At 58.3% G+C, this 22,867-nt stretch carries 21 protein-coding genes; 8 read left to right on the top strand and 13 right to left on the bottom strand.

Translation table 11 applies throughout. The annotated features are described in order from the left end of the window. Positions 1–43: 43 nt before the first annotated feature. Positions 44–619 carry a pyridoxamine 5'-phosphate oxidase family protein gene (locus tag BBB56_RS04030; RefSeq protein WP_123799028.1) on the top strand — a complete coding sequence of 192 codons (576 nt, stop codon included), beginning with the start codon at positions 44–46 and terminating at the stop codon, positions 617–619. A 317-nt stretch (positions 620–936) separates the two neighbouring features. Further along, the gene (locus BBB56_RS04025; protein WP_123799026.1) at positions 937–1,872 is read left to right on the top strand and encodes a LysR family transcriptional regulator; all 936 of its coding nucleotides are present in this window, start codon (positions 937–939) and stop codon (positions 1,870–1,872) included. Here BBB56_RS04025 and mdcH read toward each other — a convergent pair. The 9 genes from mdcH to BBB56_RS03980 all read right to left on the bottom strand — a co-directional run bounded on the left by mdcH (position 1,853) and on the right by BBB56_RS03980 (position 10,118). Then, on the bottom strand, positions 1,853–2,755 hold the full coding sequence (mdcH, locus tag BBB56_RS04020; RefSeq protein WP_123799024.1) for a malonate decarboxylase subunit epsilon: 903 nt from the start codon (positions 2,753–2,755) through the stop codon (positions 1,853–1,855). The two genes, BBB56_RS04025 and mdcH, sit on opposite strands and share 20 nt — an antisense overlap. Further along, positions 2,752–3,372, bottom strand: coding sequence for a malonate decarboxylase holo-ACP synthase (locus BBB56_RS04015; RefSeq protein WP_123799022.1), 621 nt, complete (start codon positions 3,370–3,372; stop codon positions 2,752–2,754). Before BBB56_RS04015 ends, mdcH begins: the two co-directional genes overlap by 4 nt. A 1-nt stretch (position 3,373) precedes the next feature. Continuing rightward, the gene (locus BBB56_RS04010) at positions 3,374–4,333 is read right to left on the bottom strand and encodes an AEC family transporter (protein ID WP_123799020.1); all 960 of its coding nucleotides are present in this window, start codon (positions 4,331–4,333) and stop codon (positions 3,374–3,376) included. A gap of 133 nt (positions 4,334–4,466) precedes the next feature. Then, positions 4,467–5,267 (bottom strand): biotin-independent malonate decarboxylase subunit gamma, encoded by an 801-nt coding sequence (mdcE, locus tag BBB56_RS04005; protein WP_123799018.1) that lies wholly within the window; start codon positions 5,265–5,267, stop codon positions 4,467–4,469. After that, positions 5,267–6,100: a biotin-independent malonate decarboxylase subunit beta gene (locus BBB56_RS04000; RefSeq protein WP_123799016.1), complete on the bottom strand. Its 834-nt coding sequence runs from the start codon at positions 6,098–6,100 to the stop codon at positions 5,267–5,269. Before BBB56_RS04000 ends, mdcE begins: the two co-directional genes overlap by 1 nt. Further along, positions 6,093–6,392, bottom strand: coding sequence for a malonate decarboxylase acyl carrier protein (gene mdcC, locus BBB56_RS03995; protein ID WP_123799014.1), 300 nt, complete (start codon positions 6,390–6,392; stop codon positions 6,093–6,095). The genes BBB56_RS04000 and mdcC overlap by 8 nt, the downstream gene beginning before the upstream one ends. An 8-nt stretch (positions 6,393–6,400) precedes the next feature. Next, entirely contained in the window at positions 6,401–7,264 is an 864-nt protein-coding gene (locus BBB56_RS03990) for a triphosphoribosyl-dephospho-CoA synthase (RefSeq protein ID WP_123799012.1), read from the bottom strand. Beyond that, positions 7,264–8,919 carry a malonate decarboxylase subunit alpha gene (gene mdcA, locus BBB56_RS03985; protein ID WP_123799010.1) on the bottom strand — a complete coding sequence of 552 codons (1,656 nt, stop codon included), beginning with the start codon at positions 8,917–8,919 and terminating at the stop codon, positions 7,264–7,266. The genes BBB56_RS03990 and mdcA overlap by 1 nt, the downstream gene beginning before the upstream one ends. A 290-nt stretch (positions 8,920–9,209) precedes the next feature. After that, on the bottom strand, positions 9,210–10,118 hold the full coding sequence (locus BBB56_RS03980) for a LysR family transcriptional regulator (RefSeq protein WP_123799009.1): 909 nt from the start codon (positions 10,116–10,118) through the stop codon (positions 9,210–9,212). Between the two features lie 137 nt (positions 10,119–10,255). Between BBB56_RS03980 and BBB56_RS03975 the strand changes: the two genes are divergently transcribed. Further along, complete coding sequence (locus BBB56_RS03975) at positions 10,256–10,822, top strand: non-oxidative hydroxyarylic acid decarboxylases subunit B (protein ID WP_123799007.1); 567 nt, start codon at positions 10,256–10,258, stop codon at positions 10,820–10,822. 38 nt (positions 10,823–10,860) lie between these two features. Next, positions 10,861–12,366 carry a UbiD family decarboxylase gene (locus BBB56_RS03970; RefSeq protein ID WP_123799005.1) on the top strand — a complete coding sequence of 502 codons (1,506 nt, stop codon included), beginning with the start codon at positions 10,861–10,863 and terminating at the stop codon, positions 12,364–12,366. Positions 12,367–12,447: 81 nt separating this feature from the next. Here the strand turns inward: BBB56_RS03970 and BBB56_RS03965 are convergent, their stop codons facing one another. Next, positions 12,448–13,080 carry a hypothetical protein gene (locus BBB56_RS03965; protein ID WP_123799003.1) on the bottom strand — a complete coding sequence of 211 codons (633 nt, stop codon included), beginning with the start codon at positions 13,078–13,080 and terminating at the stop codon, positions 12,448–12,450. A gap of 319 nt (positions 13,081–13,399) precedes the next feature. On the opposite strand from BBB56_RS03965, the gene BBB56_RS03960 reads away from it, so the two are divergent. Next, positions 13,400–13,636 (top strand): DUF2171 domain-containing protein, encoded by a 237-nt coding sequence (locus BBB56_RS03960; protein WP_123799001.1) that lies wholly within the window; start codon positions 13,400–13,402, stop codon positions 13,634–13,636. Positions 13,637–14,209: 573 nt separating this feature from the next. Beyond that, entirely contained in the window at positions 14,210–17,425 is a 3,216-nt protein-coding gene (locus BBB56_RS03955) for an autotransporter family protein (RefSeq protein ID WP_233592986.1), read from the top strand. Between the two features lie 102 nt (positions 17,426–17,527). On the opposite strand, the gene BBB56_RS03950 is transcribed toward BBB56_RS03955, so the two are convergent. Further along, positions 17,528–18,514, bottom strand: a complete 987-nt coding sequence (locus tag BBB56_RS03950) for an aldo/keto reductase (RefSeq protein ID WP_123798999.1) — start codon at positions 18,512–18,514, stop codon at positions 17,528–17,530. A gap of 261 nt (positions 18,515–18,775) precedes the next feature. Between BBB56_RS03950 and BBB56_RS03945 the strand changes: the two genes are divergently transcribed. Both BBB56_RS03945 and BBB56_RS03940 read left to right on the top strand, forming a co-directional pair. Further along, on the top strand, positions 18,776–19,684 hold the full coding sequence (locus BBB56_RS03945) for a LysR family transcriptional regulator (RefSeq protein ID WP_123798997.1): 909 nt from the start codon (positions 18,776–18,778) through the stop codon (positions 19,682–19,684). A 358-nt stretch (positions 19,685–20,042) separates the two neighbouring features. After that, positions 20,043–20,396: a hypothetical protein gene (locus BBB56_RS03940; protein WP_199756189.1), complete on the top strand. Its 354-nt coding sequence runs from the start codon at positions 20,043–20,045 to the stop codon at positions 20,394–20,396. A 204-nt stretch (positions 20,397–20,600) separates the two neighbouring features. On the opposite strand, the gene qhpR is transcribed toward BBB56_RS03940, so the two are convergent. Together qhpR and BBB56_RS03930 are read right to left on the bottom strand one after the other, a co-directional pair. Then, positions 20,601–21,707 carry an AraC-like transcriptional regulator QhpR gene (gene qhpR / locus BBB56_RS03935; RefSeq protein ID WP_123798996.1) on the bottom strand — a complete coding sequence of 369 codons (1,107 nt, stop codon included), beginning with the start codon at positions 21,705–21,707 and terminating at the stop codon, positions 20,601–20,603. Between the two features lie 138 nt (positions 21,708–21,845). Next, entirely contained in the window at positions 21,846–22,850 is a 1,005-nt protein-coding gene (locus tag BBB56_RS03930; protein ID WP_199756188.1) for a phosphotransferase enzyme family protein, read from the bottom strand. Positions 22,851–22,867 lie beyond the last annotated feature (17 nt).

The raw sequence follows: 22,867 nt of genomic DNA, 5'->3' as shown, positions 1-22,867 counted from the left end.
TAAAGAAGAGCGACGCATTCCTGCAGACTAAAGTGGTGAAGTGATGACGCGTGAACAGACAGGCATTACCAGCGAAGCGGAACTGGAGCAGATTTATGGCGCCGTGGCTAAGCCCTCTTTAACCAAAGAGACCGACCATATCCACCCGGCCTACCGTCCTTTTATCGAAACCTCGCCCTTTGTCGCGCTGGCCACCTCCGGGCCGGACGGGCTGGACGTGTCGCCGCGAGGCGATGCGGCAGGCTTTATCCTTATCGAAGATGCGAAGACGCTGCTGTTGCCTGACCGGCGCGGCAACAATCGGCTGGACAGCCTGCGAAACATTCTGCACGACAATCGCGTCGCGCTGCTGTTTCTGATCCCCGGCATTGGCGAAACCCTGCGCGTGAACGGCACGGCGGACATCACCACCCAGCCCGATTTACTTAGCCGTTTCGCCGTTAATAATCAGCGGCCTAAAACGGTGTTGCGTATCCGGGTCGAGCGCGTCTTTTTTCAGTGCAGCCGGGCTGTTATTCGCTCAAAACTCTGGGACCCCGCCGGGCAGATAACGCGTGACAGGCTGCCCAGCCCAGGGGCTATTTTGCATCAGCTTTCACAGGCTGACATTGATGGCTAAGCCTACGATCAGGCGCTGCCTGAGCGCCTGAAAAACACGCTCTACTGAGCCTTGCGCGGCGTTCGCTTCAGCAGGAACGCCCTGGTTTTCAGCGCGCTGCGCGCACGTCAGATGCTGACGGCGCAAGCCGCTTTTCTCTCTCTCCCGTCGCGCCTCTACGCTGCATCAACAGAACGGCTGCTCTTTCCGACAAAAGGCGGAATTAAACGTACACTTACCCCCATACGGCGTGGATGCGTTGTACATTGGGCTTTGCATCTTCCGCCGGGTCCGGCTTACCCTACCCCCGGTTTAAGGACACCCGCGCAGGATAAAAAATGCACAACGACATTAATCAGGAGATTACCTTCCGCAAGCTCAGCGTGTTCATGATGTTTATGAGCAAAGGCAACATTGCGCGCACGGCGGAGGCGCTGGATTTGAGCAGCGTCAGCGTACACCGTGCGCTGCATACGCTGGAGGAAGGGATAAACTGCCCGCTGTTTATCCATAAAGGACGCAATCTGGTTCCCCTGCCCGCCGCCTGGACGCTGCTGGAGTATTGCCGGGACGTCACCGCCCTGATGAGCAAAGGCATTGAAGAGGCGCGCCAGGTGGCGGGCGTCGGCTGCGGCCGCCTGCGGCTGGGGACGCTCTACTCGCTGACGCTGGAGACGATTCCCCGCCTGATTATGGGCATGAAGCTGCGCCGACCGGCGCTTGAGCTTGATTTGACGATGGGTTCAAACCAGATGCTGCTGAATATGCTGGAGGACGATGCGCTCGACGCCATTTTAATCGCCACCGACAGCGGCGAACTCAGCGACGCCAGCTTTGATGTGATCCCCCTGTTTCAGGACCATATTTTTCTCGCCGCGCCGGCGGGCGAAAAGCTCGATACCACGCACGAGGCCGATCTGCGCGACTACGCCGACCGCGATTTTGTCGCGCTGGCGGAGGGATTCGCCACCTATACCGGTTTTCAGGAGGCCTTTCAGGTCGCCGGATTCGACCCCAGAATCGTCACCAGGGTGAACGACATTTTTTCTCTGATTAGTCTGGTGCAGGCGGGCATGGGTTTTTCGCTGATCCCTGGGCGAATGAAAAAGGCCTATGAGAACAGCGTGCAGCTGGTCAGGCTCGCCGAGCCTTACCAGATGCGCCAGCGGATATCGATCGTCTACTCGCACCGCCGCGAGCGCGATCAGGACCTGCTGGCCCTTGCCGCCGAAGGACGCATGTACGCGCGCAGCCTCACTGACTCAGCCGTCTAGCCAGATGACGCGCGACCTCAACGCTGTTGCGCTCCATACAGATAGCCTCTCCCTGCCAGCCCGCCTGGTGCGTCAGGCCGGTCAGCACATTGCCCGGAGGCATTTCAATCGCCAGCCGGGCGTCGCGCTGATTCGCCGCGGTGATGGCATCACTCCACTGCACGGTGCGCGCCATGTTGAAGGCCAGATCCTCGGCAATCTTGTCAGGCTCCCAGATAACACGCCCCGTGGAGCCGCTCAGGTAAGCGCAGGCGGGCCGCGACAGCGAGACTGACGCGAAGGCGCTGGCCAGCTCCGCGGCTGGCTTGTCCAGCAGCGCGCAGTGCGACGGCACGCTGACCGCCAGCCGCGTCGCCTTGCTGGCTCCCGCGTCGAGCGCTTTTTGCGCCACGGCCGCCATATCCTCGTCGCGTCCGGCGATCACCGTCTGCGTTTCCGCATTAATATTGGCGATAAAAGTGTTACTGCCCGCCATCAGCGTTTCCAGTCGGCCCAGCGTCAGCCCGCTAATGGCGGTCAGGCCGTAACCCTGAGGATAAGCGCGCTCCATCAGGTCGCCGCGCAGCGCGACCAGGCGCAGCGCATCGCTGAAATCGAGCGCGCCCGCCACCACGGCGGCAGGATACGCGCCGATAGAGAGACCGCTGACGATGTCCGGCTTCACGCCGTTTGCGATCAGCTCGCGCGCCCAGGCGACGCCGACGATCAGCAGGCAAAGCTGGACGGCGCGGGTATGGCGCAGCGCCTCAACGCTGTCGAGCCGGTCGGTCTCATCGCCCAGCACGCTGCGCACGCTGGCGAGCAGCGCGTCGCCGTCAGGCAAGTTGCGCAGCATCCCAGGGCGCTGCGTGCCCTGGCCGGGAAAGGTAAAGAGTATTTTCATGACAACTCCCTGCTCCAGGGTGAAGCGGTCAGCACCGGGCCGGTGGCGGTTTTCAGCAGTACGCGCTCTTCCCGCAGCCACTCGCTGAGCGCAAAGGCCCCTGACGGGGTTTCCACCTGGGTATCAACGCGACAGGGCAGCGTGTCCGTCTGCGCCTGCCACTGCTGTAAAAGGTCGCGCGCCAGCGGCTGCGGCGCGCGAAGAGTTAGATCAAGATCGCTGTCGGCGTGCAACACCGCAATGCCGGTCGCCAGCGCATAGCCTGTGCTGCCGGTAACGCCCCAGCGCCACGGCCAGTCAGACTCGCCGAGGGCGAGCGCGGCCTGAACGGGGCGGCAGGCGACGAGCGGCGACGCCAGCAGGCAGGCGCGGTCGGCGAGCATTTCAGGCGTGATGACGCGAAGAATATCCGCGCCCCGCACCCTGGCGGCGGCGCGCTGTTCGCGTCGCTCGCCGCGCACGCCGACCGGGATCCCTTGCGCCGTGGTGACATCACGCCGCACCACCACCGGCAGGCCGGGGTGCCAGTGCTGGCTGACCCACGCCTCGTTAACCGACAACAGCGCGCTGTCGGCGCGAAGCCAGAGGAGATCGTGCGGGCGCGGCGTAAAGTTCATCTTAAATCCCGGAAGTCAGCGTAATAAACAGCGGCAGTGACAGAATACACAGAACCGAGCTGAGCAGCAGTACGGCTTCTGCATCAGGCGACTGCACGCCGAAGCGGTTGCCGAACACCACGCCGAAGAAACCGGCTGACAGCGCGATCATCAGGATGGCGGTAATGGCGACCGGACCGCTCAGGCCGAGCGCGGCGACAATGCCCCAGGCGATAAAGGGCTGAACCAGCAGCTTAACGATGGTGCCGACGCCAACCACGGCGTTAAGTTTCAGCTTACGCGCCGAGAGGATTACCCCAGTCAGGAACAGCGCCGCCGCCGTCGCGGCCAGTCCCAGCGGTTTAATCGCCGCCAGCACCAGATCCGGCATTTTAATGCCGATCGCTGACAGCACCACGCCCACCAGCGGGCCGAGCACGATCGGTTTTTTCACCGAGCGCCACATCAGCAGCGGCAGCATGGCGAAGGTAGAGCCGTGATTTTCGCCAGCGGCGCGCGCTTTTTCGCGTTCCAGAATCAGCAGGCAGAGCGGCGTCAGCAGAACGGAACCACAGGCGATCGCCACCGCTACCGAAAGCGAGGTGGTCGCATTTTCGCCCAGTACGCTGCCGAGGATCGGCAGCCCCAGCGCGGCATAGTTCGGCAGCGCCACGGTGAGCGTCAGCACGGCGGCATCCTGCGGCGATTTTTTAAAGACTTTAGTGGCAAGGAAATAGATGGCCGCATAGGTAATCCACATCGCGCCGGTAATGACGACAATCAGCGGCCACTGGGCCACGATGCCAGGCCAGGGGGTCTGCACCGTGGCGCTGAACAGCGCGGCGGGCAGTGCAAAGTCCATAACAAAGATATTCAGCAGCGAGACGTTCTTATTGTCGACCATGCCGGCTTTACCGGCCCAGAAACCCAGCAGCATAATGACAAATATTGGAGCAAGGGCATGAACAATTGTGTAAATCATAAATCACCTGTATTTGAGAAATAAAATTCCAGTCACGCGATGTTTATAATTTCTAAAAGCGGCCCTCACTCCGGGGCGCGATAGCGCGCCCCGAACAGACCGATTTCGGCAGGTCTTTTTAGTTGTTGGTGTTTTACCAGGTCGCGCGCATACGTTCGCGCACCAGGGATGAGCTGCGGCGGTTTTCCGCGCCGAGCCGGTTTTTCAGCGAGGGGTCCCGGCGTGCGTCGGCAATCGCCTTTTGCAGCGCGATTTCTACCTGCGCCAGATCGGCGTCTGTCGGCGCGTCGGGATTGCTGACGGAGAGCAGATCGGCGAGCAGGCCCAGGGTGGCGAAGTTGCTGACGTCATAGGCCATCGGCGGAATGGTGGCCGCCAGCTTTTCCAGCGCGTCAACCGTGCGCAGCGTAATGCGCGCAGCGGACTCTTTGCCCATTGCATGCACCAGCACGCCGCTATCGTTAATCGCAATCAGACGGTTTGCCTGATAGCCGTGCGCCAGAAAAGCGCCCGACATGGCCTTGCCCACGATCAGTCCGATCACCGGATGCCCGGCGAGTCGCGCTTTGGCATAGGCGCCTGCGGCGCCCGCCAGCGCCTGATGAATGCCGAAAGCCTCTTCGCGCCGACCATAGGCCTGGCTTGGCACGTCGATGACCGCGATAATCGGGCGCTTCACCTCGCTGTTTTTATCGGCTTCCAGGGTTTCGTGCACCACTTTCGCCAGCGTCCAGCCCTCCAGCAGACCGACCTCGCCTTTTGCGGCGCGCGGATAGTGGTTGTTCGCATCTGGCACCACGGCGATCAGACGTACGCGCTCGCCGTTAATTTCTCCGTCGGCCACCTGAACCGAATCGCACAGGCCGCTCAGGCGCTGCGCTCCTGGCGCCAGTTTTTCCAGCCAGGTCGCACCGCGGCTGATAATCTGAGTCATTATTTCTCCTCCCCGGCAAAAAGCTGTTTAATCTGCGCCGTGTCCGCCTGCTGACGCGTATCGAAACCGGTCAGGCGCGGCAGGAAGTCGGCATATTTATCGCTGCGATGCTGCGCCGGCACGCCGCTGGCGATAAAGGTGTTCATCGCGGTTTTCACGGCGCTGACGCCGTCGCCGACCAGCGCGTCGACCAGCCCGCTCGCATAGCGGATTTCACCGCCGGTCATGCTCCAGATAAAGGGACGGTCGCGCGAGTCGTACTCTTCAATGCCCGCTTCCTGCTCGATAACCTGCGGACCGTTAAGCCCCAGCCGCGCCTCGCGCGTCACGATCAGATAGCTGCACAGCGCGGCGGCAATAGACATGCCGCCGAAGCAGCCAACGGTGCCGGCGATAATGCCGATAACCGGCGTATAGCGGCGCAGATCGACGATAGCGGCATGAATGTCGGCTATCGCCGCCAGCCCCAGATTGGCTTCCTGCAAGCGCACGCCGCCGGTTTCCAGGCAGAGCACCGCCTGAGTCGGAATGCCGTTGCGGTTATCTTCGGCCGCCAGCTCTAGCGCCGCCGCCATTTTCGCGCCGGAGACTTCGCCCATGCTGCCGCCCTGAAAGGTGCCTTCAATGGCGATGACCACTGCGGACTGACCGTTAATGGTGCCGCGCGCGACCACCATGCCGTCATCAGACTGCGGCACTACGCCCTGCGGGGCCAGCCAGGGGGACATAATGCCCTCAAAGGGATCGAGCAGTTCGCGGAAACTGCCCTCGTCCAGCAGCGCGCGGGCGCGCTCGCGGGCGCGCAGCTCAATAAAACTTGGATCGTTACGCATGAGTCACCTCTTCAAAGACCTGTTCGATACGGATGCGCGCAACGCCCGGCGTCGCGCCGAAATCGTGGATAATCAGCTGTCCGGCAGGCAGACCGCTAATCAGATTCAGGCGGTCAAACAGCGCCTTCCAGCGGCTGTCGCTGTTGTCGAGAGAGGTGGTGATGTCAATACTCAGCGTTTGCCCTTCGGTGGCGGTGAACAGCACTTCCATATCACCGGAACCAACGACCCCTGCAAGGGCTTTGCCGCTCAGCGTGCGGTTAGCAGGGAAAGATAATGTGATGTGTTCCATAACGTCCTCTAGAAAAAAGCGTGATGGGCAGTGAGGCATACCCTGTCAATGAACAGCGTGGCGGCCAGCAGATCGGCCGCGCCGCCCGGCGAGGCGTTCAGCGCCAGCATGTCGGCGTCAAGCCGCGCCAGCGCCTGCCGCCCCTCGACCGTCATACAGCCGCCGGCCAGCAGGACCGCGCGCGCGCCTGCCTGCATGGTTTGCAGGCCGACCAGCCCAGCGCGTGACAGCACGCAGGTGTCGCTCAGCGAGGTCATAATCGCCATCAGCGCGTCAAGGCGGGCGTCGCTTTCGCTGGAGCCGGCGGCGCGACTGCGCAGCAGCTGCGGCAGCGCAAGCTTTATGACGTGAGGAAAAGCCTGCTGAGCCTCTTCCCGCGCGCCGGGAACGCCATAGCGATGACTCGCCTTCAGCCCTTTGCTGAACAGTTTCGGCGCGGCGCGATCGGGCAGACTGGCCAGCGCGGCCGCTGTGCGGGTAAGCTGCTCAGCATCGGCGCGGCCGCCGTTCATCGCGGCGGCGCTGACCAGCAGACCCAGCGCCCAGATCGCTCCGCGATGGGTGTTGACGCCGCCGGTGGCGGCCATCATCTGCTGCTCCCCTTCGCGTCCCAGACGCCCTATCGCTTCGCGCAGGGCGATGTCCGCCGGACGCCGCCAGCACTGACGCGCCAGCTGCAAAAAGGTCGGATGCAGGCTGCTGGCCGAACGCTCCATCAGCGCCAGCGTTAAATCCCGATGCGCGCCGTTGCCGCGGCTGTCCACCAGACCCGGCTTCGGACTGAGTCGCGCTTCATCGATCAGGCAGCTGCGTGCGATTGCCGCCAGCTGGCCGATCTGTACCTCGGCTTGAGTCTGTGACAGGAGTTTCATTACCAGCTCCGGAATTTGGCCGGTGGGTTGTAGAGACCGCCGGACCATTCGACCAGATCCGCCACGCTGCCCGCGGCGAGCAGCGAGCGCGTGGCGTCTGAGCGACGGATCCCCATATCTTCCGGGTAGACGACTTTGCCGCTTTTACGCAGTTCAGCCACGCGCGCGGCGTCAACGCCAAGCCCGATGTCGGTAATGCCCGCCACGGCGGCCACCATCGCGCGGCGCTCTTCGAGGCTGTCGGCGCGGTAGAGATAGGCAATGCCCTCCTCGGTCAGGACGTGGGTAACGTCATCGCCGTAAATCATTACCGGCGCCAGCGGCATGCCGGAGGATTTCGCCACCTCGACCGCGTCGAGCTGCTCGACAAAAGTCGGCTTCGCGCCCGCCTGGAAGGTCTCCACCATCTGCACCACCAGTTTTTTACCGCGCTGCATCGGGTCCGGTTCGGTAATCATGTTGAGCCAGGCAGGGGTCGCATGACGGCGGCCGTGCGGATCGTGCCCCATATTGGGCGCGCCGCCGAAGCCGGAAAGACGCCCGCGCGTTACGGTAGAAGAATTTGCCAGCCCGTCTACCTGCAACGTCGCGCCGATAAACATATCGACCGCATACTGACCCGCCAGCTGGCAGAAGGCGCGGTTCGAGCGCATTGATCCATCCGCGCCGGTAAAGAAGACATCCGGACGGGCGCGGATATACTCTTCCATGCCCAACTCGCCGCCGAAGCAGTGCACGCTCTCGACCCAGCCGCTCTCAATCGCCGGAATCAGCGTCGGGTGCGGGTTAAGCGTCCAGTGCCGACAGATTTTGCCTTTCAGCCCAAGCTGCTCGCCGTAGGTCGGCAGCAGCAGCTCAATCGCCGCGGTGTTGAAGCCGATACCGTGGTTGAGCGACTGCACCTGGTGTTCGGCGTAGATGCCTTTGATGGCCATCATCGCCATCAGGATGTGCTCTTGCTTAATCAGGCGAGGATCGCGGGTAAACAGCGGCTCGATAAAGAAAGGCTTGTCCGCCACCACGATGTAATCCACCCAGGAGGCCGGAATATCGACGCGCGGCAAATCGCTTTCATCCTCCACCAGCTCATTAACCTGAGCGATAACGATGCCGTCACGAAACGCGGCAGCTTCCACCAGCGCTGGCGTATCTTCGGTGCTGGGACCGGTATAGAGATTGCCTTTGCGGTCAGCTTTATAACCGGCAATGAGCGCCACATTTGGGCTGAGGTCCACATAGAGTCGGGAATAGAGTTCGATATAGGTGTGGATAGCGCCAATTTCCAGCTGGCCATCCTGAAGTAGCTGGGAAATACGTAAACTTTGCGGGCCGGAAAAAGAGAAATCGAGTTTACGGGCGATGCCCTTTTCAAAAATATCGAGGTGTTCGCTACGGCCCACGCTGGGCATAATCATATGCAGGTCGTGAACTTTCGCCGGATTAACCTCTGCCAGCGTACGTGATAAAAAATCCGCCTGCTTCTGGTTATTTCCTTCAAGGACAACGCGGTCGCCTGGGGCTATTAATTTCTCCAGCGCTTCTACCGCTCTTTCAGTAGGGATCAGTTTACCGTCTACGGGAAAAGAGGCGAGACGACGCGCTTTTTCACTGCGGCGCGTGTTCCATTCCCGAACCGGCGCTTGGCCAGCGTGCATTATAACCTCCTGATTCAGATAATCATTCTTTCGTTTATGCTGGATGCAGTCTGCGCTTTATGCATAAGTGATTCAATTAAGGCAACGGGACGATCGTTAGTCTTAGAGTAATGATTTCGGGTTACAGGTGGAGATAAACGAAGCATGAAAATTGAGTGTAGACATCATTTTCAGGTGGAAAAGGTCACGGCAGGATATTTCTTTATTTTGAAACAAATATTACATCAGGAAACATGCGTTTATTTTGGCGAAAAAGTTTCGTGGTCAGGATAATGCGTGGATTATGCAGGCTATTTTATCTTTTCAGCCGCAGGCATAAACAGCTGTCGGGTATTTTTAATAAACTTCATCAGGTCGGCATTTTTTCTTCCCTCTTTCCAGCAAAGATAGAGAGAGGTGGTAATATTTGTCGCGTTAATATCCAACGCCACCACGTCATGGCGCAAAAAATGGCGCTGTGAAGAGGGAATACAGGTTATTCCCATGCCCATCGCCGTATAATCGATGGCCGTATTCACATCGCGCGCGCGCACTATTGTTGTCGGCACCCGTTCGGCTTCCGTGTAGAGACGCAGCACAGCGCCCCCCAGCCCCACGCCATCCGGATCCTGCTGAACGATCAGGGTTTCGTCCGCCAGATCGCGCAGGTCGATCTGCCTGTCGCTGGCGCGCGGATGATTATCGGGCAGCACCACGCATAACGCCGTCCGATGGATTTCCCGACAGGCGATAAAGCGAAAAGCGGGCAACGGGCCACGTAAAAGGCCGGCATCCAGCTCCCCGCTCTGTAGCAGGCTAATTTGTTGATCGACGTTATATTCTGCCGGCTCCAGACGTATCTGCGGGAACTGACTCCTGAAACTTCTTAGCGCGCTGACCAGCAGCGGCTCCAGCACCGCCGTGCCGACATAGCCGAGCCGCAGCACGCCGCGACTGCCTGCCGCCACCTCGCTGACGGTCGCACGCAGATTGTCCAGCCGCTGCACAGTGCGCTCGGCCTCATCCAGCAGCAACTGTCCCTCAACGGTCAGGCTGACCTGACGCTTGTTTCGCTCAAACAGCTTTACGCCCCAGCTCTTTTCCAGCGACTGAATATGCTGGCTCAATGCAGGCTGCGTCAGGCTGACCTCTGCTGCCGCCTGAGCAAAATGCAGGGTGCGCGCCAGAGTGATAAAAGAACGAAGTTTCGGGTATTCCACAGGCCACCTGATAATGAATCCTTATTAATAATCCCATAATAGCAATTAGATCCTTATCAGTCGCGCCATTATCCTCAGCCTGTCGAAACATTCTGTTCCTGTGAGTAATCCACTCTCTACCTGTATCGGGAGGCTGCATGAGAATCATTGTCGGTATCACCGGCGCGACGGGCGCGCCGCTCGCCGTGACGCTGCTGCGCAAGCTGGCTGACATTCCGCATGTAGAGACGCATCTGATCGTTTCGCGCTGGGGTAAAACCACCATCGAACACGAAACGGGTCTGCATCTCAACGACGTTAAAGCGCTGGCGGACGTCTGTTACAGCGCGGGCGATCAGGCCGCGACGCTTTCATCCGGCTCTTTTGTCACGGACGGCATGATCATCATTCCCTGTAGCATGAAAACCCTGGCAGGCATTCGCAGCGGTTACGCTGAAGGACTGATTGGCCGCGCGGCGGACGTGGTGTTGAAAGAGCAGCGCAAGCTGGTGCTGGTCGCGAGGGAGACGCCGCTGAATACCATTCATCTGGAAAATATGCTCGCGCTCTCGCGCATGGGCGTCAGCATCATTCCCCCCGTGCCTGCCTGGTACAACCATCCCCGCACGCTTGCCGATGTGGAAAACCATATTGCCGGTCGCGTACTCGATCAGTTCGGACTGGACACCCCGCAGTCAACCCGCTGGCAGGGCCTTGCCCGCTAACAACCTGACTGCCCCTCTTTTTTTTTCAGGAGAACAACATGACAGACAACGCGCATCACTCCCCGGAAGGCAAGAGTTTTGATCTCCGTTCCGCCATCGAAATATTAAAACAGTACGACGGTGAATATCTTGAAACCAGCGAGCCGGTCGATCCGGCGGCGGAGCTGTCAGGCGTTTATCGCTATGTCGGCGCAGGCGGCACGGTAATGCGTCCTACGCGCACCGGGCCGGCGATGGTTTTCAACAAGATAAAAGGCTATGACGATTTTCGCGTCCTGATCGGGCTGCTGGCTTCGCGCCAGCGGGTGGCGCGCCTGCTGGGCGTCCCCAAAGAGAATCTGGCGCAGCTGCTGCGCGACTCGGTGCATCGCGCCATCGCGCCGGTGGTTATTCCTAACGATAAAGCCGTCTGTCAGGAGGTGGTCCACCTGGCCTCTGACGAAGGATTCGATATTCGCACCCTGCTGCCCGCGCCGACCAACACGCCTGAAGACGCAGGTCCCTACTTTACCCTGGGTATGTGCTACGCCGCCGATCCGGAAACGGGTGAGCATGATGTAACTATTCACCGCCTCTGCGTGCAGGGCAAAGACGAAATTTCGATGTATTTCGTTCCGGGCCGCCATCTCGATCAGTTCCGTATTAAAGCAGAGCAGGCAGGCCAGGCGCTGCCGATCACTATCAGTATCGGCGTCGATCCCGCCATTGAAATCGGCGCCTGTTTTGAGCCGCCCACCACGCCGCTGGGCTTTGATGAGCTGGCGATTGCCGGTGGCCTGCGCGGACGCGCGGTAGAGCTGGTCCAGGGCGTTGCGGTTAATGCGCGCGCTATCGCCAATGCGGAAATTGTCATTGAGGGCGAACTGGTCCCCAATTATCGCGTTCAGGAAGATCAGCATACGCATAGCGGCAAAGCGATGCCTGAGTTTCCGGGCTACACCGGCGAGGCTCAGGCGGCGGTGCCGGTTATCAAAGTGAAAGCCGTCACCCACCGCCAGCACCCTGTGCTGCAAACCTGTATCGGACCCAGCGACGAGCATACCAATCTGGCGGGTATTCCCACTGAAGCCAGTATTCTCGACATGGTCGAGCGCGCCCTGCCGGGGCTGGTTAAAAATGTCCACTGCCCTTCGCCGGGAACCGGTAAATATATGGCTGTGCTACAGATCAACAAGCGCAGTCAGCAGGATGAAGGACGTCAGCGTCAGGCTGCCCTGCTGGCCTTCTCTGCCTTTTCGGAACTTAAGCATGTGTTCCTGGTGGATGAGGATGTGGATATTTTCGATCTGAACGACGTCATCTGGGCGATGACCACCCGCTATCAGGCCGATGTGGATACCATCACTATTCCCGGTGTGCGCTGTCATCCGCTTGATCCGTCACAGGATCCTGCGTTTAGCCCCTCTATCCGGGCGCACGGCATTACCTGTAAAACCATTTACGACTGTACCGTGCCTTATGACCTGAAAAAGAGCTTTCAGCGCTCGCAGTTTATGGAGGTCGATGTCGATCGCTTTGTGCCGGGCTTTACCAGTAGTTTGTGATCATCACAACGCTCTGTCGCTGCGCGGCGCGCGCGGCGACAGAGCGCCTTTTCCCCGCCTTCTGCCCTGTCGGGCACGCTGTTAATCCAGCTGTACGGTGCTAATCACCACGCGCCGATTAAGATGGCTTTCTGGCTCGGCTCCCCAGCAGAAGCCTGCCCAGTGCTGGCAAAACTCATCCCACCCCCGCACGCGCTCCAGCTTTTTGTCCTGCCAGGAGGCGTTATAGATGTAAACGTAGTGGCCCGGATCGCGCAACGCCCAGGCAATCATTCCTTCCCACATTACACGCGCGGCATTGGTTTGCGCGCTGTCAGTGACGATAACGGAGTAGGTTTGCAGAAAGTAGCGGAAGAAGCGACGGGCGATGCCATGCACCGCATGCTCATGTTCAGGTTGACGGGTGCGCCACACCATAACCTGAATGCAGGCGCGCTCCGGCGAGGTAAAATCCTGCGTCTCTTCCAGCCTGACGGCGTATATCGTTTCCGGCTCAGGCTCACAGGTCACCATGCGATACTGCTTTTCATCGGGACAGCTCACCAGGCGATAGCCAAAAGGCAACGTAAAGTCGGGCAGCGTAAACTCATCGATACCGCGTGAAAGAAAATCCTGAGTATTTATCTTGTTGGTAGTTTCAGGGCTTAGCACCTGGTTGAAGCTGGTGTCGGGAATAATGATGGGCATCTCATCGTCTGCTATGGATTTCTTCACGGATTCTCCTCTGGTGCCGGAGGGTTTAAGGAACATCCGACAGTGTAGACGACTTTTCCACGCCCCTTTTTTTCTGGCGCGGATCAGGGCCAGTGAACCGGCGCTTTGGCTGATATAAACCGGTGCTGGCTGGCGCGGCGCGAGCAGATTTTAAAATGGCTTATGGCGCTAACAGACAGAGGATTCCTCTGTTGTAACGGGCATGCCGGATATTTCATTTTGTTACTGACTTGACCGAACCGGGTTTTACTGACCAGGCTTAAGGGGTCTTGAAGCACTCTAGATGAGTATTCCCACAGATAACCAGGATGGAGGCATTATGGTAAGCAAATCAGATATTTTAGATCACGCTCAGGTTGTCGATGTTAACGGCGAACACGTTGGCATCGTGGACCATTTCGAAGGTGAAGACAAAATCAAGCTTGCTAAAAGCGATCCTGAGGCTGGCGGCAAACACCACATCATTCCCTTTAGCTGGGTAAAAGAAGTGGACGATAACAAGGTTATTCTGGCCAAATCGAAAGCTGATGTGGAAAGCGAGTGGCAGTCTGCATAAGTTTTGGGCCGCGACCGGTGGTCGCGGCTGCTGTTTTATTCGCGACCGCCAGAAAGAGAGAAGTTTTTCAGCCGCACCACCGCCTGAATAAATATCTTCCTGGCTTGAGATAACTATCTGGACAGACCGGTGATACCCGTTTTATCGCCGCGAATAATCCCGCCCTTCCCGGTTATTATTCATCCTGATGCCGATATTTTACTGATAAAGCTCGAGCAGGTTCGCAAACCATATCGATGTTCACGGTTAAACGCTGCGCCTGAATTCTATGCCTCTTGCACTCCAGGAGTTTCACTTTAACGCGCTTATGCCCCTTGGCATCCCGCCTGCGCCTTTATGCCTTATCTGGCCAGGCTTAGCGGGTAAAGATGTCTGGCCGTATTTTCATCAAAGATAAAAACGGGAAAATAAAGTTACGCAGCAGCTCCCCGCCTTACTCCGCCGCCTCCAGGAATGCCCGGAAATAAAATATGAAAAGGATTTAGCTCAGCCAATCGCGGCGATTTACCTCATGATAGCCTGAACCCAATAATTTTATTCTCAATAACTTATAATCATAAAATTGTCGGGTGAATGATGGCACTTCGTTTTTCCAGACTGCAAAAAGCGGTGGTATTGCCCATTGCCATTTTTGTTGCGCTCTCAACAATGACCTCTGCGCATGCGTTATCAAACGGCTGTAGCGCCGTTAATTCTCTCAGTGGTTCAACGTCGCTCACCTTTGCCGCTAATGCTTTTCCGGCTTCTGACTTCGACGCCGCCGACGCGCTGGTTGTCAGCTTTACCGACAGCGGCGCTGGCTACGGTCAGAGCGCGATGAATACGGACAGCATCGGTTTAACCACTACCGGCTATACCAGCACGCAAACCTACTACGCCTCTCAGTCCACCAGCACCTCTGCTCATACAGAATCGCTCAGCGTTGCTGCCGGCAGCCTGGCCGCAAATGGTTTACGCCTGCGTCTCAGCACAACCCACGGGCAGATAAGTAATGTGGTGTTTAGTTGTACCGGCGCGGCTGCCACGCCATCGAGCGACGCAACCCTCAGCAGCCTGTCGGTCTCCACTGGTGCGCTGACGCCCTCCTTTGCGGCTGGCACCACACACTACAGTGTTGCGGTTGCGAATAGCGTATCCAGTATAACGCTGACGCCGGTTTCGGCAGAGGCAAATGCGACCATTACCGTTAACGGTAACCCTGTGTCATCAGGATCGGCGTCTGCCGCCATAACGCTGACGGCAGGCAGCACGACAGCTATCAGTATCCTGGTCACGGCTCAGGATGGCAGCACTAAATCTTACACGGTAGACGCTACGCGCGCGGTAGAGCCTGTAATAGCAAACAACAATTCGGTCACCGTCGCGGCAAACAGCTCAGGCAATGTTATCTCCCTGCCCACCAGCGGCGGCTCTGCAAACTCTTATGCGATCGCGTCCGTGCCCGCGCACGGTTCGGTGACCCTCAGCGGCGCGACCCTGACCTACACACCGACATCAGGTTTTTCCGGCGCAGATTCGTTCAGATGGAACGCGACGAATGCAGCCGGTACCTCGTCAAACGCCACCGTGTTGATTATGGTCACCGCGCCCACGCTGACCCTTCTTCCCGCCTCCGGCGCCCTGCCCGGCGCAACAGTGGGTGAGAACCTGTCTGTTTCTTTTTCCGCTACCGGCGGCACCGGTCCCTACACCTGGGCGGCAACCGGCTTGCCTGCGGGATTAACCCTTAACGGCAGCACCGGTGAAATAAGCGGCGCTCCTGCGCTTGCAGGCAGCTACAGCCTGCAGATCACCGCAACAGATTTTTATGGCGCCAGCAATACCGCTCACTACAGCCTTAGCGTCGCCGCAGGCGGGACCGCTCCGGTTGTCAGCCCGGTGACGGCAAACGTAAACGCAGACAGCAGCGACAACGCCATTACCCTTTCCATTGCTGGCTCGGTCACCAGCGTGGCTGTTGTCCGCCAGGCTGCCCACGGCGCCGCGCAGGTCACTGGCACCCGCATCCGCTATACGCCTGCCGGCGGCTATTCAGGCAGCGACAGTTTTACCTATACCGCTACCAATGCCTACGGCACCTCTGTGGAGGCCACCGTCAGTTTAACGGTGTCGAAAGTCACCCTTGCCCTGTCACCAGCCAGCGGCGCGCTGCCCAATGGCACCGCTGGAAGCGCTTATCTCCATGCTTTCAGCGCGTCCGGCGGCACCGCCCCGTATCGCTGGCAACTGAGCGGCGTCCTGCCTCAGGGCATGACATTTGCCGAAGGCGCACTAACAGGCACTCCGCAGGTAGCCGGTTCGTTTTCCTTTACCCTGACGGCAACCGACACAAACAACGCCAGCATCCACTCTGTCTATACGCTGACGGTGACGCCCGCCGCCATCGCTGCCGATCATACAGCCCAGCTTTACGCCGGACAGTCAGTCAAAGTCCCTCTTTCAGAAGGCGCGACGGGAGGTCCTTTTACGGGCGCGCAGTTGCTCGACGAGCCGCAAGCCGATTCAGGCACCGCGTCGATCTCCTCCTCAGGCGGAAACTATCAGCTGCTGTTCACTGCGGCTCAACAGGCGAGCGGAACCGTGGTGTTGCGCTATACGCTGACCAGCGCATCCGGCGCTACGCAGCCTGCGCGCGTCACCTTTACCATTGCCGCGCGACCGGATCCCGCCTCAGACGCGGATGTGACTGGCCTTATCAGCGCGCAGGTACAGGCTGCGCAGCACTTCGCCCGCGCCCAGATCCGTAACTTCAACGATCGTCTGGAACAGCTGCATAGCGGCGCGATGCTGCCTTCCGGGAACAACGCGATCCGGTTCACTTTGCCTGCCAGCCGCCCGGAGCAGGACAGGGATAATACGCTGTGGTCTTCAGCCTGGCAGGCACAAGGTCAACAACGGGACAGCTTTTTACAGCCCCCTCTGGTTGCGCCAGCGTCCCCCTTTGCTGCTGGTCAGGACAACAGCCGCCTCTCCTGGTGGACCGGCGGGTACATCGATTTTGGTCATGACAAAGACGATACCGTACGCTTCAGCCACACGACGGCAGGGATCACCACGGGAGCAGATTACCGCTTCACCCCAGCCTTTACGGCCGGGACAGGACTCGGATTCGGTCGCGACGTCAGCGATATTGGCGACGCGGGGTCGCGTACCAATGGACGCGCAGTCAGTTCGGCCGTCTACGGTAGCTGGCATCCCAACGCTTTCTTTGTTGATGGCCTGACAGGCTACAACGCACTCTCATTTGACAGCAGACGACACGTCAGCGAGTCCGATGCTGTTGCGCGCGGCAGTCGCTCCGGGCATCAGGTATTTACGTCGCTGACCACGGGCTACGAGTTCAGAACCCCTCTGAGTCTCTTTTCTCCCTATGCGCGCGTTCAGTATTACCGTACCTGGCTTGATAGCTACAGCGAGACCAACGCAGGCGTCTTTAACCTGGCCTACGCCTCTCAGGAAATCGCGCAGAGTGTCACCACTGCCGGCCTGCGCGGAGAGCACAACGTCCTTGCCAGCTGGGGCGTGATAAAGCTGCATAGCCGTCTGGAATACTCGCAGCTCACCAATGACAACGGCAGCGCGCGCGTGGGCTACGCCGATGTGGCTAACGACACATGGCATCTCCCTCTTTACGAACAGAGCCAGCGATCGCTGACGCTGGGAGCCGGTTTTGATCTGCTGCTTCCCCACAACATTACCCCCGGTATTGCCTATCAGGGCACGGCAGGACTCGCTCAGCAGAAAAGCCGCTCCCAGGTCATTATGGCGCGCGTCAATATCGGGTTCTGAACCGGCTTTCAGCGTGCGTGATTGTCTGCGGCGCCGGGGCAATCGCAGGGCTTACCCGCACGGCGCCCGTATTTGATCGATAAGCTGGACGGAAAACCGGGGCTACCAGGCATAAGCCTGCGGCGCTTCTCCGCCAGGTCCCGGCCAGATCTCATCGAGGCGACGTAGCGTCTCTTCAGAGAGATCGATGGTTATGGCGTGCAACGCCTCTTTTAGCTGCTCAGGGGTACGCGGCCCAATCAGCGGAGCGGTGACGACCGGGTTTTTCAGGAGCCAGGCAAGAGCGACATTCGACGGCGTTTCGCCCATTTCCTTACATAACCCTTCCCAGGCTTCAAGCTGCGTTCTGTATTGTTCGATTTGGCGGGCGAAAGCAGGCCTTGCGCGGCGACCGCCGACAGGCTGTTTCAGAACGCCGCTGAGCAGCCCTCCGCCCAGCGGACTCCAGGGTATAAACCCCAGTCCGTAATGGCGGCAGGCGGGAATGACCTCCAGCTCAACGGTTCGGGCCGTCAGATTGTACAGGCTCTGCTCGGCCGCCAGGCCGAGAAAATGGCGCGCGCTGGCGGCAGACTGCGCGGTGGCGATGTCCCAGCCGGCAAAATTACTGCTGCCGGTATAAAGCACTTTTCCCTGCTGAACGAGAATTTCCAGGGCCTGCCAGATCTCTTCCCAGGGGGTGTGACGATCGATGTGATGCATCTGATAGAGATCGATATAATCGGTCTGGAGCCGCCGGAGACTGTCTTCACAGGCTTTGCGAATGTGATAAGCCGACAGGCGGCGATCGTTTGGGCCGGGTCCCATAGGCTGATAAACCTTAGTGGCCAGAACGATACGGTCGCGTCGACCGCCCTGCTGAAGCCAGCGTCCAATAATTTCTTCGGACAGGCCTGAACCCTGCCTGATGTCAGGTGATTGCTCCGTCCCATACACGTCGGCTGTATCGATAAAATTTATTCCCGCCTCTACGGCTGCGTCCAGAATGCGAAAACTCATCGCCTCGTCGGTGACGTCGCCGAAATTCATTGTTCCCAGACAAAGGCGGCTGACTTTCAGGCCGGTGCGCCCCAAATGCGTGTAGTTCATAGATGGCTCCGTTATATCATCTCCCGACCCGGAGAAGGTTCGCGAGCAGGGTTGCAGAACATTCAAGAATAAAGAGGCGCATCGTCTTTAGTTAGCGGCTCTGGCCTGAAGGGCTTGTGAAGCAAATTCAGCAATCCATAGCGACGATCGGTCTATAAGCGGTATTATGGCCGCTTCAGTAATCGGCCCTGTGGACGACAAAGAGCAGGAAGATAAACGGCATCCGCAAAAAAGGCTTCACGATAGGGAGAACCATTCGGTATGCAAACCAGCAGAGCTGACGTTGCCGATATGATTTATTTTTTGACTATCGCACGGCATCGCAGTTTTAGTCGTGCGGCGGTTGAATTAGGGGTAAGCGCATCGGCCTTGAGCCACGCCCTGAAAAATCTGGAAACCCGACTCGGCGTTCGCCTGCTCAATCGCACGACTAAAAGCGTCACGCTTACGGCTGCGGGCGATGTGCTGGCTCAGTCTGTGCATAAGCCCTTTGAGGCCATTGACAGCGCGCTTGAATCCCTCAACCGGTTTCGTGACACGCCCAGCGGCCGTATCCGCATCAATGCCGCGGTTGAAGCAGCGAATCTGCTGCTGGCTCCTGTCATGCCGGCTTTTATGGATCGCTACCCCGATGTTGAAATTGATGTCGTGGCCAGCAACCTGATGGTTGATGTCACTGATGCAGGTTTCGATGCCGGTATCCGTTATGGCGGAACTGTCCCGGAAGATATGGTCGCCCGACGTTTGTCTGCGGACATCCGCTGGGTGATTGCGGCTTCACCCGCCTACCTGGAGCGCTATGGAACGCCCGCGCATCCTGACGATCTCTCCCGTCATCGCTGCATCAGCAGCCGTCTGGGCGACAACCGGATTTACCGCTGGGAACTGGCGCGGGACGGCGAGGCGTTGCAAATCGCCGTGCCTGGGTCGTTTACCGTCAACCAGGCGGAAACAGGTCTCATCGCCGTGCTGGGCGGGGCAGGCCTGATGTATTTTCCGGAGCCGCTGGTTGCCTCTTATGTAAAAGACGGACGGCTAAGGCTGGTTCTTACCGAATGGTCTCCGCTTGAGGACGGCTTTCATATTTACTATTCAAGCCGTCGGCAAGTCCCGACCGGGCTTCGCCTGCTAATTGATTTCATTCAGGAGGTCAGGCCGCTGGGGCTGTAATATTTGATTTAATTTCCTCATAACCAGACGAACAGGCAGCTATCCTCCCAAAGTGCCGACAAACGTTGAGCACGGCATCCGTATTAATTGAATAACAGTCATCAGCCAGGGCTATCACAGGCCGCTGAAACCCTTTATGACGCCGGAGCGTCAGTCAAGGGTAACAGATAAAAATAGCTAAAGTAAAATTCCTTTCTGCCGATAACGGAGTGGGAGTTGACAGCCGCTCGCCAGAAAAGGAGAACCATGAATGCATGTCTCCCGACAGGCGTGACGGAAAGCAGACAGCTCGCGCTTTTCTGTTCAGGTAAAAAACAGTTAATTATTTTTAGACGGCTTAAAAAAATGGAGATTACGCATGGCAACTAAAATAACAATGGAAAATCCGCAGACGGGGGAAACGACTTCTGGTTTTTACGGCTTTTCATGGACAACCCTTTTCTTTGGCGCGTTTCCCGCTCTGTTCAGAAAAGATTTTATTACCTTTATTGGTTTGTTCGTGATTTTAATTATTTTGGCCTTCGTTAGCCTCGGCATTGCGCCCTTTTTCGTCATGTTAATATGGTCTTTTATGTACAATAAATACTACACGACGGGACTGTTAAAGAAAGGGTTTGTATTTTCCGCGACCCACACTGAAAACGAGCTGGCCGCCGGGCGCCTCGGACTCAAGCTAAACAGCCACAACTGTAAGACTGTCGCAGCCCAGTAAGATAACCATAAGAAATATTAAAATAATTTTTCAGTCAAACACCTGGCCTCTCTGTCAGGTGTTGTTATTTATGCCGGTATCTGCTGTTGCCTGCCATCAGGCTTCCGTTTAATCAGGCGCTGATTTAGTCAGCCTCTGAGGCAGACCGCTGTAAGCAATAAGAGCATCATCAAAAGTCCCCGCCAGCCTCATCGAAAAAAGGGTTTACTCACCTGAGGCGTGACCGTTAATAACAGGCTCGTCGTCAGAGAAAAGGCTATTTTGCGATTTACGACAGTCGCGCGGGCTGCAACCAAACCAGCGCCGGAACGCGCGTGAGAAGGCGCTGACTTCAGAATAGCCCAGTAACAGAGCCATTTCTGAGACCGATAAATGGTGCTGCCTGAGATAGTGCGTAGCCATCTCTTTGCGGACGCTGTCGACCAGGGCGGAAAAGCTGGTTTGCTCATCGCGCAGTCGCCGCTGTAGCGACCAGGCCGATAACCCCTGTTTCTCAGCGATAATTTCCAGCGAGGGTTCGCCGCTCAATAACTGGAGATGAATGTCGGTGCGCGTTTGATTAACGGTATTCTGCGTAATCGCTGGCGGGCTGAGCCGCCGGATCGCATCCTGCATCACCAGCAGCAGCATGGGATCGTGATCCGGCATTTTGCGGCTCAGATCCGTTTTAGCAATGATCATCGAGTTAAACGGCTGATCGAAATAAACCGGCGCATCAAATACTTTGCAGTGCTCATGCCAGTGCTCAGGGCGCGGATGCTCAAAATGAACTTCGCGCGGCGCCCAGTAGCGCCCTGCGGCGTGGCGAATCAGGTTAAGGAACATGCCTAACGTCAGCTCTGCATCCTGTCGTCGCAGAAGAATCGCGCCGTGACGCACCTGGTAATCCAGCTGCCAGCAATCGCCGTGTTCCGTCAGACGGATACAGGTATTGTGCTGGTGGTAAGGAAAGGCATTCACCACGTTGCGCAGCGCCTGTTCCAGCGTTGCCGAACATAAACCGATATAGCCGATCAGTCCCAGAGACTGCGGTCGGAACTGATGACCATACTGCAAACCAAAATTGTCCACGCCCGCCTGGGTGGCGGCCTCTTCCAGCACCCGGCAGTAATTCACCAGATCCAGACTCAGCGTTGGACAGGCGAGCGTATCAGGATCGATGCCGCTGATGCCAAAAATGCGATCCACATCGCCGCCCTGGGCGTTAATAAAATCGCCCAGTCCTGTCGCGGCCGCCGACAGGACGCCACGGTGACTGCTGCCAGCGCTGGACATGGCCGTCAGCGCGACCTCTGGAAATCTGCTGGTCATGATGTTTTCCGCCTGAAACTGAACATCTTTAGCTTTTGCAAAAAACATACCAGCCATCCGGCGCCGGATAACAGCCACTTAGCGCCGTTCCGGCGAAGATTGCACTGTGATTAGCCATGCAGGCACCGCCAGAGTGCGCTAAACGCCAATCGGCAAGCTGGCGCCTTCGAGGTAGCGACGGCACAGACGCACCGTATCGTCGGCCCAGCCGTCGCCCAGGCTGCGGGCCATCTCTGTTTCCCGATGGGAGGCCACCCAGGCCGTAAGCTGAATGCGGCGCTGAATCAGCATCGACGGAACGATGGCCAGCTCCTCATCGCTGACGTGGGCCACCTGCTCGTAGCCGTTTAACCAGTTTTCCACCCACTGCGGGGCGCTGGGGTGATGCTCGACAAAGCTGATGGCCGCGGCAAGATCGTGCAGATACCAGCCCATTCCGCAGTCATCAAAATCAATCACCCGCGTTTCGCCTTTGTGAACCAGCAGATTGGTCAGGCGCAGGTCGGCGTGGATCAGGCCGTAGCGGTCGGGCGACTGGCCAAATGCCGCCATCTCGCGGCCCACATGCGCCAGCGTCTCTTCTATTACCCCATGTTGCGACCGCGCCAGGCCAGCCACATCCCGCCAGTCGCCCCAGTGGCCTGCCGGGGAAACCATGCTGTGATGATCCCAGACAATACGGCGAAACCCCTGCGGCTTATGCCAGCGGCGACTGTGGTGATGCAGCTGCGCGGTGATGCGGCCTAACTGGCGAAATGCCGCAGGATCGACCGCATCGGTAAGCATATCGCCCTCTATCCAGTGAAACAGCACCGCATAGCGCTCACCGCCATCAGGCAGGGAAAGCGTCTGAACCCGCTTACCTTGCCCGTCGCTCACGGCCACCGGCACACAGATGTCTGCGGCCTGAAGGGCATCCAGCCAGTGAAGCTCGCTTTCAATATCCTGCTTAGCGTGGTAATCGCCCCGGTGAATACGTAACGCATAGCGGCCCTGCGGCGTGCTGACAGACAGAGTCGCGTTCTCGGAACGGCACAGAAGTTTGACCTCAGCGCCCAGACAGGCGGGATAGGCCTGCAACGCCTGACGGGCAAGCTGAAGAATAGCGTCGTTACTTAAGGTGTCATATTGCTTGATGCTCATGTCTGGCTCCCTCTCTC

This window comes from Candidatus Pantoea deserta (genome assembly GCF_003813865.1).
Classification (GTDB): Bacteria; Pseudomonadota; Gammaproteobacteria; order Enterobacterales; family Enterobacteriaceae; genus Pantoea; species Pantoea deserta.
Note: the sequence above shows the minus strand (reverse complement) of the source record. Positions and strands in the feature narration are given on the sequence as shown.